Origin of the sequence: Agrobacterium sp. OT33 (assembly GCF_017313365.1) — a bacterium.
Classification (GTDB): domain Bacteria; phylum Pseudomonadota; class Alphaproteobacteria; order Rhizobiales; family Rhizobiaceae; genus Agrobacterium; species Agrobacterium rhizogenes_A.
Map to the genome: position 1 here is coordinate 243,403 of NZ_JAFLMZ010000003.1, position 13,448 is coordinate 256,850.

Sequence of the window (13,448 nt, forward strand, 5' to 3'; positions counted from 1 at the left end):
GACCATAAAGCCGGTGCATTCACGGCAATGTCTCCGTTTTGAAAGTCTCGGCCCAGCTTGCCCGCTTGCGCCGGCGCAGCAGCCAGGCGACGCCGATCAGATCGTGGATGCCGACGAGCGCGCGTCCGATATTGGTGTAATGGGAATTGCCATGCAGCCGTGCCCGGTGCGTGACATCGACATGGGCCACCTGCCAGCCGTCGCGGTTGAACAGCGCCGGGAAATAGCGGTGGTGATGATCGAAATAGGGCAAGGCAAGATAGGCATCGCGACGGAAGGCCTTGAGACCGCAGCCGGTGTCCCGCGTGCCGTCCTTCAAGATGCGCGCCCGCAGGCCATTGGCGAAGCGCGAGGAGAGCCGTTTTCCAAGCGTATCGCGCCGGCCGACGCGCTGGCCCGCCACGAGGCCGAGCCGGCCCGGCGCATTGGCGGCGAGCAGCGGCGCAAGAAGCGCGGGCAGATTGTCCGGGGGGTTCTGCCCGTCTCCGTCCAGCATACAGATGACGGGCGCGCGCGCCGCCTGCACGCCGCTGTGGATTGCCGCCGATTGCCCGCCCTGGCGGTCGTGCCGCACCAGCCGCAGCATGGGATAACGGTTGCCGAGCGCGAGAACGGCCTCCGCCGTGCGGTCCGAGGATGCGTCATCCACCACGACGATCTCGAACCGGCCGACCGGCTGGCACGCAGCCACGATCTCCGCCACGAGTGTTTCGACACTCGCTTCTTCATTGTGCATGGGCACGATAACGGCGAAATCCGGGATAGATCTCACGGTGGCTCCGTCATATCCGTCTGCGCGGGTTCCGCAAACATCATCGATAGTGGCAGGAGATGGAGCGCGAAAAGCTTGCATGAATATGAACGACCGTTGAACTTCGCACGGTATGCGCCCGTTCTGTTGCAGTTTTATTACGGGCGCGGCGCCCCTGCCGGTCAGCGATTTTTTCACGGTATGCGGGAAATAATCATACAAATTTCAGCCCTTTAACGTGGCCGTAAACAATTGTTGCGACGCTGCGGCCACGTTTTTTGGGGGAGGAAACAGATGCCGGGTGTAAATCCGACTGCTGTCAAAGCTAAATCATTGTCAATCAAGGCCAAATTTGCAGCGCTCGTCACGGGCGCCACTCTGGTTTCATGCCTGTCCGTCGGGCTCCTGTCCTATGAGATAGGCAAGTCCGGTCTGATCGACGCCAGCGAGATCCGGCTGGAGACGGTTGCGGGAAACCAGTCCAAGCAGCTGGACGCCTATACGCTGCGGGTTGAACAGAGCATTTCCGAACTGTCGCAGAATGCCGCGATCGCCCAGGCACTGGAAACCATGACCAATGTCGTGCCGACGGAAAAGGATGCGATCATCCAGGCGTTCCGCCGCGAAGGCGTCTCCGAGGAGGAGCGCGCCTCCTTCAACGGCGAAGGATTGCGGCTGCTCTATGCCATCCGCCACGCCACCATCAATTCCACCATCGCCAGCGTCTGGCGCAACACCCGGGTCAGCGACATCTATGTGATCGACAAGACCGGCCTCATTATTTACACCGTCACCAAGGGAAAGAACTTCCTGACCAACGTGACGGAACCGCAGAACGCCGCGATCAAGGACCTGTTCGACCGTATCGAAGCCGGCAAGGACGGCGTCGTCAGCACCACGGGCTTCAGCAACGGCGCCAATGACTCGGCCATGATCGGCATGCCGCTCGCCGTCTCCAACTGGGGCCAGCTCCAGCGCAAGGGCGCCGTCATCATGCGCATTTCGGCCGACCGCGTCGGCGCGGTCGTCACCCCTGAGGAAACCGGCAAGACCATCGATGACGCCGTTCTTCTGAGCGCCGAGGGCAAACGCCGCGCCGGCGTGCTCTCCGGCGGTGCGGATGCCACCGTTTCCGAAAGCCTCGCCGCCCTTGCGGGCGCAAGCGAGGCGGGAACCTTGATGGCGCAGACGCCTGCAGGCAATATTTTCTATGCCTATCGTCCGGTCTCCGTCTTCGGGCAGAAGCATCTTCTTGCCATCGGCCAGCAGGAAAGCAAGGTTCTCGCGGCCGCCAACGATCTCGCCTTCTGGGCAACGCTTGCCACGCTTGCCGTGCTCGGTGTCATGACGCTTGTTGGCATTTTCGTTTCCGCGAGCCTCACCAAACCGCTGACCGGCCTTGCCGGGCTGATGCAGCGCCTCAACGGCGGTGAGAACGATATCGAGATCAAGGCGGTTTCCCGTGGCGACGAGATCGGCACCATGGCACGCGCGCTGGAATCCTTCCGCCAGGGCATTCTCGACAAGCAGCGCATGGAGACCGAAGCCCAGCGCAAGGGCGAGGAGCTGGACGAGGAACGCGCCCAGCGGGAAATGGAAAAGGCAAGAAGCGCCAGGGAACTGGAAGAAGCCGTCGACGCGCTCGCGACCGGTCTTGCCAATCTGGCCGCCGGCAGGCTCGATCTTCGCATTGAAAAACCCTTCGTGCCGTCGCTCGATCATCTGCGCGTCGACTTCAACAATTCCATGGCCGGGCTGGAGGCGACGATCTCCAATATCGGCGAAAGCGCTAACGCCATTCGCTCCGGCTCCGGCGAGCTGAAAAGCGCATCGGAAGACCTGTCGCGGCGCACGGAACGCCAGGCCGCAGCCCTGGAGGAAGCCGCAGCGGCACTCGGAGACATGACGCAGGCCGTCAATCTCTCGCTGTCGCGCTGCAACGTCGCCGTCGCGGCGACGGCGGACACCATGCAGGATGCGCACAAGTCCACGGCCGTCGTGAAAGAGGCGATCGTCGCCATGGAGCGTATCGAAACCTCGTCGTCTAAGATCCGCCAGATCATCGACGTCATCGACCAGATCGCCTTCCAGACCAATCTGCTGGCGCTGAATGCCGGTGTGGAAGCCGCGCGCGCCGGTGAAGCCGGAAAGGGCTTTGCGGTCGTGGCGCAGGAGGTTCGCGAACTGGCGCAGAAATCCGCCGCCGCCGCGCGTGACATCACGACGCTGATCGCCACCTCGGCGGGCGATGTGGAAAGCGGTGTGGCGCTGGTGCTGAAGACCGGTGAAAGCCTGGAGCAGATCCAGAAGCGCATCCAGTCGGTCAACGACCAGATCGGTGAAATCGCCACCGCATCGCGCGAACAGTCCGGCCGCCTCAGCGAGATCAATGCCTCAGTCAACGAACTCGATCATGTGACGCAGCAGAACGCGGCGATGGTGGAGGAAACCACCGCCTCCGCCTTCTCGCTGGCAAGCGAGGCGGATGGGCTGACCGAACAGGTCGGGCAATTCTCCGTCGGTGATAGCCGGCAACGGGACCAGCGCTACGCCGCCTGATCGCGACAGACACGAAGATGACGGGGGAGAGTTTTCCGCTCCCATCAGCAAAAAGGCCGGAGGCAATCCTCCGGCCTTTTTGTTTGTAACCGGGCTCCCAGGGGCCGAAGCCCCTGGGAACACGCCGGCGTCCTGGACATCACGATGATCCGTCGCCGGCTTCCGGGGAGGACCTCAGAAGAAGCCAACCTTGTTCGGGCTGTAGGAAACCAGCAGGTTCTTGGTCTGCTGGTAGTGGTCGAGCATCATCTTGTGGGTCTCGCGACCGATGCCCGACTGCTTGTAGCCACCGAATGCCGCACCCGCCGGATAGACGTGATAGCAATTGGTCCACACACGGCCCGCCTCGATGCCGCGACCGGCGCGATAGGCGATATTGGTATCGCGGCTCCAGACGCCGGCACCCAGACCGTAAACCGTGTCATTGGCGATTTCGAGCGCCTCTTCCACCGTCTTGAAAGTGGTGACGGAAACAACCGGACCGAAGATTTCCTCCTGGAAAATCCGCATCTTGTTGTTGCCTTCAAAGACGGTCGGCTGGATGTAATAGCCGTCCTTCAGATCGCCGGTCAGCGTCTTGCGGTCGCCGCCGGTCAGAACCCTGGCGCCTTCCTTCTTGCCGATCTCCAGATAGCTCATGATCTTGTCGAACTGTTCCTGCGAGGCCTGTGCGCCCAGCATGGTCGACGGATTGAGCGGATCGTCCTGGCTGATGGCCTGAACGCGCTTGATGGCCTTTTCCATGAAGCGGTCATAGATCGACTCATGCACCAGCGCCCGCGACGGGCATGTGCAGACCTCACCCTGGTTGAGCGCGAAGAAGGCGAAACCTTCGAGCGCCTTGTCGAGGAAGGCGTCGTCCTCGTTCATCACATCGGCAAAGAAGATGTTCGGCGATTTGCCGCCCAGTTCCAGCGTGATGTTGGTGACGTTGTCGGCGGCATAACGCATGATTTCCTTGCCGACCGAGGTGGAACCGGTAAAGGCGATCTTGGCGATGCGGTTGCTCTGCGCCAGCGGCTTGCCGGCTTCGAGGCCCGTACCGTTGACGATGTTGAGGACGCCGGGCGGCAGCAGGTCTTCGATCAGTTCCATCACGATGAGAATGGAGGCCGGTGTCTGTTCCGCCGGCTTCAGCACCACGCAGTTGCCGGCGGCAAGCGCCGGTGCGAGCTTCCACGCGGCCATGAGGATCGGGAAATTCCACGGGATGATCTGGCCGACAACGCCGAGCGGCTCATGGAAGTGATAGGCGACCGTGTCGTTGTCGATTTCGCCGATCGTGCCTTCCTGGGCGCGGATGCAGCCCGCGAAATAACGGAAATGGTCGATGGCGAGCGGAATATCCGCATTGGTGGTCTCGCGCAGCGGCTTGCCGTTGTCCCAGGTTTCCGCCCGGGCGATGAGGTCGAGATTGTCCTCGATCCGCTGGGCGATCTTGAGCAGGATGTTGGAGCGCTCGATAATGCTCGTCTTGCCCCATTTGTCACGGGCCTTGTGGGCAGCATCCAGCGCGAACTCGATATCGGCCGCATCCGAACGCGGCACTTCGCAGATCTTGTGGCCCGTGACCGGCGAAAGATTATCCATGTAGCGGCCGGATTTCGGCTCCACCCATTTTCCGCCGACGTAATTGCCGTATTTCAGCTTGAAGGGCGCTTCGCCGGCTTTCTGCTGAACCTGAATATTCATTGTTTCATCCTCCCTGATGAAAACGATCCGCGACGGATCGCATGAGAGGAAGGTGGGCCCAGATGGTGCGGTTCGGTAGAGGGGTGGCGCGGTTCCGCAGCGCACATTGTCTCACATCTGCGACAGACACGCGGCGGGACGGCTGAAACAGCCTTAATGCACGGCCAGCTTCTTCATCTTGCGGTGCAGTGTGGCGCGGCTGATGCCAAGCAGGGAAGCGGCCTGCGTGACATTGCCGTTGGTGCGCGACAGCACCCGGCGCAGCGCCGAACGCTCCGCTTCAGCAAGGTCGGAACCGCTGTCATGGCGCTGTTCCTGCAGAATATCCGCGGCCGGCAAACCCTGTGCGATGGCGTGATCGTCAAGCTTCAGCGCAAGGCGTGCGGCGCGTGTCGCACCCAGCACGAGATCGTCCTGATCCACGGCCAGCAGCGAAAGCGCCGCGCCGAAACCGGTCGGCACGACAACGATACGCGCGCCGGGAAAGGCGCGGCGGAAAAGATTGCCCTCGATGCGTTGCGCCGCATCCTTCACCGCCTGCGTGACGAAGGAGAAGGTCATCTCGTTGATATCATCGCGGCAGGTGGAAATATCGAGCGCCCCCGTCACCCGGCCGGTGTGATCCCGGATCGGCGCAGTGGTGCAGCAGAGCTCGGTATTCGACGTAAAGAAGTGCTGGTCGCGATAGACCACCACGGAGCGCTCGTCGACAAGCGCCGTACCGATGCCGTTGGTACCCACGCTCGCCTCGCTCCAGACCGCGCCGGACCAGAGACCGAGGGCGCGGAAATCACGGTCGTCGCCGGCAGCGCCACGCCGCTCCAGCGCAACACCCTGCGCATCGGTCAAAAGCAGGCAGCAGCCGGCCCTGCCGACGCTGTGAAAAATCCGGTCCAGTTCATCCGTGCTTTCGGCGATCAGGCCGGCTGCGCTTTCACGGGCGCGGCGAAACTCGAAATCGCTGAGAAAGATCGGCTTGCGGTTTTCCTCCGGCGCAAGACGGTGCTTGACCATGCAGCGGCGCCACGAGGCAACAATCGGAGAACTTGCGGCTGCGGAACGGTGGCGTGCGGTCTCATACACGCGTTCTGCATGGGCGATGTCTGTCGGCATACGCTCCTCCCAAAGCTTTTCGGCGATGGTGCGCTGGAAGCGTTCATGTTTCAACTAAAAACTTCGCGACCGCCATTGCGGGGCGCAACCGCGGGCTGCGCCCGAAAATCAGACCGCCTTGAAGTAACGACGCCGATCAGCCGCGGCATCCGGCTCGTCCTCGGGCGCAAGAAACGTGTCATCCACCAGATTGGCGATGGAGTTCAACGGACCGGGCCTGCCGAAAAAGAAGCCCTGTACCTGCAGGCAGCCTTCGCGGCGCAGGAACTCGATATGGGCCTTGGTCTCCACCCCTTCCGCAAGCACCGGAATATTGAGGCTGTGCGCCAGGATAAGCGTCGAGCGAACGATCGCCTCCGACTGCACATTGGTCGAAAGGCCGTCTATGAAGGCGCGGTCGATCTTGATCTTGTCGAAAGGGAAGCTCTGCAGGGTCGATAGCGAGGAATAACCCGTGCCGTAATCGTCCATGGCGATCTTGACACCCAGCGCCTTCAGCTTGCGGATGGTCAGCAGCGCATGGCGGTGGTCGGCGATGATGCTGCCTTCGGTGATCTCCAGCTCGAGCCTTTCCGGCGCAAGCCCCGTCTCCGAGAGAATTTTCTCAACCTTTTCGGGAAAATCATTGTCCGCGAGCTGCTGTGGCGCGACATTCACCGCGATCGCAAGCGATTTTTTCCAGAGCGCCGCCTGCACGCAGGCTTCCCGGAGAACCCATTCGCCGAGTTCGACGATAAAGCCGGTCTGTTCGGCAATCGGAATGAACTCCGCGGGAGAGACCATGCCGCGTTCGGGATGTTTCCAGCGCAGGAGCGCCTCGAAACCGACAATGCTGCCGCTGCGGGTATCATTCTGCTGCTGGTAATAAAGCTCGAATTCGTTGTTGGCGAGGCCGCTGCGCATGGCGATGGCAAGCGCATTGCGTTCGCGCGCCGCTTCATCCATGGACTTGTCGTAAAAACAGATCGTGTCCGAACTGCCGCCTTTTGCCCGGTACATGGCAACGTCGGCCTGCGCCATCAGCGTATCGGCATCGATGGAGCCGCTGTTTCGGACCGATATGCCAACGCTGGCGCCGACGGAAAACGTCTGACCGTTCCATTCCACCGGCTTGCTGATCTGTTCGATCAGCCTCTGGGCAAATTCCGCACCATCGGCGCGGGTATAATAGGAATGGGTCATCGCCACGAATTCATCGCCACCCATGCGCGCCAGAAACTCCCCGGCCTTCAGCACGGAGCTAGCACGGTCGGCGATGGCGCGCAGCACGGCGTCACCCGCCGCGTGACCGTGGACGTCGTTGATTTCCTTGAAGCGGTCGAGATCGATGGACAGAAGCGCGGTATGCGCACCCATGGACACATGGCGCGTGCGACGGTTGAGATGCTCGATGAAAGCCGCCCGGTTGGGAATGCCCGTCAGCGGGTCATGCAGCGAAAGATGGCGATAGCGGGCAACCGCCTGCTGGGTGGACTGGGCATCGATGACATAGGTGGAAAGTCCGAGCGCCAGCAGCAGAAGGGTCACGGCGATGGCACCGCCGCCCATGATGGCCGGCGGCAGCAGGTTTTCGGGAATGACCACGCGCGGATCGAAGGCGAAGGACATCGACGCCATGCCGGTATAATGCATCGAGGCGATGGCCAGGATGAGAAATGTCACCGCGCTATACTGGCAGAAGCGATTGAGAGGCCGCGCAACCCGGTTGACCGCAACGGCGCCCAGCACCGCCCCCAGCACCAGCGAGGCGATGACATAGGTCTGGTTCCAGAAAAGCATGCCCTGAACATTATAGGCCGCCATGCCGGTATAGTGCATGGCCGCGATGCCGAGGCCGAGCGTAACCCCGCCCGCCTCAACCAGCACGCTGCGCCCGGCATAGGCGGAAATACCGAAGCCGATGGTGGTCGTGGTAATGGCGATCAGCAGCGACAGCCCGGTCAGATAGGGATCGTAACCCACATCGCCCGCCGCGACATAACCCAGCATCGCCACGAAATGGGTGGTCCAGATCGCCGCACCGCCATTTACGCCGGCCAGAAACAGCCAGTTGATCTTTTGCACCCCCGTCGCCAGGCGCGCCCTCGAAAAAAGGCGTATCGTAACGAAACTTCCCAACATGCAGACGAAGACCGCTGCGGCGGTGTACCGGAAGTCGTGATCGATGGTAAGGCACTGAAGAACTGTGAGCATTGGCGTCTACGCTATTGGAATTTTGCGCAGCCTTATCATTTATCAGGTTTTCACGGGGTTTATATGAATGGATAAGTATATATTAAAGGTTGCAACAAGCGAGTGCATTAGTTGCAACTAATGAAATCATGACTAGGTATCGGGCAAAAACGGATCACTCTTGTCTTTATGTGCCGTTTGTATTATAGCGCCCGCACCCGTGTAGACACCCTTGGAGGCAACGCGGGCGGGATGGCCTTAAGGCCTCTCCGGTTCAGGCCGCTTTGTTCGGCATGAACTCTCCATATAACCTCGAAAGGAATTGCCATGAGCAAAGAATCGTATGAGCTCAAGGCCGAGGCGCGCGAACGAGTTGGTAAGGGGTCCTCTCGTGAACTTCGCCGCAACGGTTTGATTCCCGCTGTCATCTATGGTGACAAGCAGGCCCCCATTTCCATCGCGCTTTCGACCAACGAAGTGACCAAGCGTATCCACGCTGGCGGCTTCATGACGACGGTTGCGGTCATCGACGTCGACGGCAAGAAGATCAAGGTCCTCCCGAAGGACTACCAGCTTGATCCGGTCCGCGACTTCACCATGCACGTCGACTTCCTGCGCGTTTCGGGCAACACGCTCGTCAACGTCGAAGTTCCGGTTCACTTCGAAAACGAAGAAAAGTCGGACATCAAGGTCGGCGGCGTTCTGAACATCGTTCGCCACACGGTCGAGTTCCACTGCCCGGCCAACGACATTCCGGAGTTCATCACGGTTGATCTGACCGGTCTGAAGATCGGCGACAGCGTTCATATTTCGAGTGTGAAGCTGCCGAAGAACATCACGCCTGTCATCGCTGACCGTGACTTCACGATCGCAACGATCGTAGCTCCGGCTGCGGGCATTGCAGAAGAAGCGACTGAAGAAGCTTCCGAGGAATAATCGGCGGCCGCAAGGCCGGACAGTTTCGAGACTTGAGGCCCGTTCCCTTCCGGAACGGGCCTTTTAGTTTTTATGAACTTTAAAACCAGAAAGCTTGCCGCCTGTGCAGGATGCGGCCCCTGTTTCAGCGTCGATTAACACTTCCATGAAACGATACCCTTGCGCTGTCGTGGAAACACCGGACGGGCCGGGAAACATCGTGAGGAAACAGGGCTTTTGCCGAAACCCTCGCGAAGTTCTCTCCGGATGGGTGAAACGGAGCGCAGCAATTCTGGGGCAAAGGGTAGCTGCAATCGAACATGGCTCATTCCGTCGAAAGTCGCTTTATCGCGATTGTTTCCGGCGCACTTCTCACAGTGGTCGCCCCGCTCTTCACGCTTTTGCTGACGCTTTCCTACAACGAGGCCATCCGTAGCCAGCGCAATCACCTGGAAATTCTGCTGTCGACCAATGCACAGGCACTCGCCCGCCCCCTCTGGGATCTCGACGACGACACGATAAACCAGATTACCGGAACCCTCGTTTCCGACCCGATGATCAGGATGGTCGAGGTCAAGGACACGTCCGGCCAGCTCGATATCGTGCAGACGGCCGGCAGCGAGTTCATTCAGGATGCGGCCACGACGACGCGCGAGGTGACCTACAAGACGACGAAAGGCACGATCACCGTCGGGGAACTGACGGTCTACTACAACAGCGTCAGCCTTCTCACCTCCCTCAGCCGCACCGAGATGGCCTTCATCACGATTTTCGTTCTCGCCATTCTCACCATCGTTCTGGCGGCGATTGCCGGCAACCGCTTCATGGTCATCCGGCCGCTGATGCGGCTCGCGGCAGCGATAGAGGCAACACGTCGTCTCGGCTCCCGCCACCATGTCGACTGGCGGTCGAAGGACGAAATCGGCCGGCTGGCGAAAAGCTTCAACGAAATGCAGACCCAGCTCGAAAAGGAAGAGCTGGAGATCAAGAATGCCCACGAACGCAAGACGGAAATCTACAACCGCACACCCGCCATGCTGTTCTCGCTCGACAGGCACGACCGGATCGCCGCCGTCAGCGACTATTGGGTGCAGGCGACCGGTTACGATCGCGCCAGGATACTCGGCCTGAACTTCGCCGATCTCATCCACACGGATGATCGCCTGCTCTTCCGGCAACGCAAGGCAGCACAGCAGTCACCAGATGTCTCGCATGCCGGCATTACCGTCCGCTTTCATTGCATGGATGGCAGCGTGATGGATGCGCTTATCCTCGAAAAGCCTCTCGATTCCGGCGATGCCGTGCATCAGAGCACCTGCCTCTGCGTCATGACGGATGTGACCGAACTGCGCCAGTCGGAAAAACGCAACCGCCAGCAGGCCATTTCCGACCACCTGACCGGCCTCTTCAACCGTCAGGGTTTCGAGGCGATCCTCGACCTGCAGATCCGCGAAGCGGACAGAAACGGCAGCGAACTGGCCTGCCTGTTCATCGATCTCGATCGCTTCAAGGCCATCAACGACAATCTTGGTCATGCGGCAGGTGATGCGGTTCTCAAGCAGTTCACGCTGAAGCTCGAACCGCTGCTGACGGCGCTGGACAGCGCGTCGCGGCTCGGCGGCGACGAATTCGCCATCCTGCTGGCCGGCGACAAGGTGGAAGAGCGCGCGCTCGAGTTCTGCGAACGCATCTGCGCCATACTGGACACACCTTTCGAGATTGCCGGCAACAGCATCCGCCTCAGCGCCAGCATCGGCATGGCGGTTTACCCCCTGCACGCTTCCAGCGCCTCCGAGCTTCTGCAGAATGCCGACATGGCGATGTATACCCGCAAGAGAACGGGCAAGAATGGTTCCCAGGTCTTCGACAGTTCGATCATGGATCGGGCGCGCGAACATGCGGAACTGGAGCGGGATATCGCGCAGGCGCTTTCCGAAAACTGGTTCGAAGCCTACTTCCAGCCGATTCAGGACCTCGCAACCGGCCAGACGGCCGGCTTCGAGGCCCTGCTGCGTCTCAATCACCCGGACAAGGGTCTGCTCTCTCCCGCCGCCATCATCAGCCTTGCGGAAGAGAACGGCACCATCCATCGCATCGGCAACGTTATCCTCGATCAGTCGATCGCCAATCTCGCCAGACTGTCGCGCCTGCCGGGCATGGAGCAGACCTATGTGGCGGTGAACTTCTCACCGCTGCAGTTCGAGCCGGGATTGCCGACACGCATCGCCGGCGTGCTGCACCGCCATGGCATTCTTCCCAAGCGGCTGGTCATCGAGATAACCGAAGCCGTCATCATGAAGGACGATCCGCAAATCCGGGCGATCCTCAATGCCATTCACCAGCTGGGCTGCCGCATCGCGCTGGACGATTTCGGCACGGGTTATTCCTCGCTCAGCTATCTCAGCCGTTTCCCGGTCGACATCGTCAAGATCGACCAGTCCTTCACGCGCTCGATCTGCGACGACGCGATGGAAATCAGGCAGCGCAACCGTATGCTTGTCGAAGGCATTGCCGCCATCTCGCACAAGATGAACTGCTCCGTCATCGCCGAAGGCGTCGAGACGCAGGAGCAGAAGGAGCTTCTTGCCGATATAGGCGCCGATTACGGTCAGGGCTATTTCTTCGCCCGGCCGCAGCCTATCAGCGGACTGATCACCGCATTGGAAGGACAATCCGCTATGGGCCGCATTGCGGCACGGCAGGCGTAGGGCGGAGGGAAGAGATATGGGATTGATCCGCTTTTGCCTGATCTTTCTTGCTCTCGCCAGCCCGGCCTGCGCCGCCAAGCTTTTCCTGACGACCGAAATCTACCCCCCATATAGTCTGCAGGCCGCTGACGGCAGCGTGCGGGGCGTCTATTTCGATCAGCTGAAGATCGTGCTGGAGGAAACCGGCACCAGTTATGAGGTCGCCGTCATGCCCTGGGCGCGGGCGATCGCCCTGGCCACGACACAGGCCATGCATTGCGTCTTTGCCACGGCAAGGACACAGGAGCGGGAAAAGCTCTTCAAATGGGTCTCGCCGATCCATATCGACCGCAACATCCTCGTGGCTCGCCGCAAAGCGGATATCAGTATCTCCAGTCTTGAGGACGCCAGGAAATACCGGGTCGGGACCCAGCGCGGCGATTATACCGAAACCCTTCTGGAAACGCTCGGTTTCCCGCAGGTGGATGTCGGGGCGGATTTCCAGATCACGCTTCACAAGCTGAAAGCCGGGCGCATCGACCTGATGCCCATGTCGGAAAGCACCTTCAGAAGCCTGCCGGCGGATACGTTCAGGGAGGTGATAACCCTGACGCGACAACAGCTGGGGCTTGCCTGCAATAAAAGCGTTCCCGACGCCCTGATCGCCAAACTGCAGGCCCGGCTGGACAGGCTGATCGCTGACGGAACGCAGCAGCGCATATTCGACCGCTACAACCTCGTCAGCCCCTGAGCGGCATCCCGCAAATCCATAAAAAGATTGACAGCCGGCGGATTTCGGGATGGTGACAACAGCATCATCAGGTAAAACGCGGACATGCCCCATGAAGATCATTGCAGGACTTGGTAATCCCGGCGCGCAATATGCGGGAAACCGTCACAATATCGGCTTCATGGCCGTCGACGCGCTGCAGCGCCTGCCCTCCTTTTCGCCCTGGTCGAGGAAGTTCAAGGCGGAGATTTCCGAAGGAGAGATCGGTGGCGAAAAGGTCCTGCTGATGAAGCCGCTGACCTATATGAACCTGTCAGGCGAATCCGTCGGCGAGGCCATGCGCTTCTTCAAGCTGGCGCCCGGCGACATCATCGCCATCCATGACGAACTCGATCTTCCGGCCGGCCGCGCGCGCATCAAGACGGGTGGCGGTCATGGCGGCCATAACGGCCTGAAATCGCTCGACGCCCATTGCGGCAAGGACTACCGCCGTCTGCGCCTCGGCATCGGCCATCCCGGTGACAAGGAGCGTGTGCATGGCCACGTGCTCGGCGATTTCGCCAAGGCCGACCGTGTCTGGCTCGATCCGCTTCTGGACGCCATTGCCGACAATGCCGCCATGCTGGTGAAATCAGAGGATTCACAGCTGATGAACAAGCTGGCGCTCGCCACGGGCAGCAAGCCGGAAGCTGAAAAACCGGCCAAGGCAGCCAAGCCCGCCGCGCAATCCCACATCCATCAGGCACGCAACAGCGCGCAGCCGAAAAAGCTGCCGGAAACCGGCCCGATGGCCGAAATGCTGAAGCGCATGTTCGGCAAGAAGGACTAG

The 13,448-nt window shown here is 60.6% G+C and carries 9 protein-coding genes; 5 read left to right on the forward strand and 4 right to left on the reverse strand.

All coding sequences use genetic code 11. From position 1 onward, the window contains the following. Positions 1-19: 19 nt before the first annotated feature. Complete coding sequence (locus tag JZX88_RS08720) at positions 20-859, reverse strand: glycosyltransferase family 2 protein (protein WP_065116023.1); 840 nt, start codon at positions 857-859, stop codon at positions 20-22. 186 nt (positions 860-1,045) lie between these two features. Between JZX88_RS08720 and JZX88_RS08725 the strand changes: the two genes are divergently transcribed. After that, on the forward strand, positions 1,046-3,310 hold the full coding sequence (locus JZX88_RS08725) for a methyl-accepting chemotaxis protein (protein ID WP_206913284.1): 2,265 nt from the start codon (positions 1,046-1,048) through the stop codon (positions 3,308-3,310). A gap of 174 nt (positions 3,311-3,484) precedes the next feature. On the opposite strand, the gene adh is transcribed toward JZX88_RS08725, so the two are convergent. The 3 genes from adh to JZX88_RS08740 all read right to left on the reverse strand — a co-directional run bounded on the left by adh (position 3,485) and on the right by JZX88_RS08740 (position 8,308). Beyond that, positions 3,485-5,002, reverse strand: a complete 1,518-nt coding sequence (gene adh, locus JZX88_RS08730) for an aldehyde dehydrogenase (protein WP_206913286.1) — start codon at positions 5,000-5,002, stop codon at positions 3,485-3,487. Between the two features lie 153 nt (positions 5,003-5,155). Next, the gene (locus tag JZX88_RS08735; RefSeq protein WP_065116024.1) at positions 5,156-6,115 is read right to left on the reverse strand and encodes a helix-turn-helix domain-containing protein; all 960 of its coding nucleotides are present in this window, start codon (positions 6,113-6,115) and stop codon (positions 5,156-5,158) included. 108 nt (positions 6,116-6,223) lie between these two features. After that, complete coding sequence (locus tag JZX88_RS08740) at positions 6,224-8,308, reverse strand: bifunctional diguanylate cyclase/phosphodiesterase (RefSeq protein WP_065113863.1); 2,085 nt, start codon at positions 8,306-8,308, stop codon at positions 6,224-6,226. A 306-nt stretch (positions 8,309-8,614) separates the two neighbouring features. On the opposite strand from JZX88_RS08740, the gene JZX88_RS08745 reads away from it, so the two are divergent. The 4 genes from JZX88_RS08745 to pth all read left to right on the forward strand — a co-directional run bounded on the left by JZX88_RS08745 (position 8,615) and on the right by pth (position 13,448). After that, complete coding sequence (locus JZX88_RS08745; RefSeq protein ID WP_065113864.1) at positions 8,615-9,223, forward strand: 50S ribosomal protein L25/general stress protein Ctc; 609 nt, start codon at positions 8,615-8,617, stop codon at positions 9,221-9,223. Positions 9,224-9,522: 299 nt separating this feature from the next. Next, positions 9,523-11,910, forward strand: coding sequence for an EAL domain-containing protein (locus JZX88_RS08750; RefSeq protein WP_142857108.1), 2,388 nt, complete (start codon positions 9,523-9,525; stop codon positions 11,908-11,910). A gap of 16 nt (positions 11,911-11,926) precedes the next feature. Further along, a complete protein-coding gene (locus JZX88_RS08755) occupies positions 11,927-12,640 on the forward strand; it encodes an ABC transporter substrate-binding protein (RefSeq protein ID WP_065113866.1) in 714 nt (237 codons plus the stop codon). A 91-nt stretch (positions 12,641-12,731) separates the two neighbouring features. Beyond that, entirely contained in the window at positions 12,732-13,448 is a 717-nt protein-coding gene (gene pth, locus JZX88_RS08760) for an aminoacyl-tRNA hydrolase (protein ID WP_174029962.1), read from the forward strand.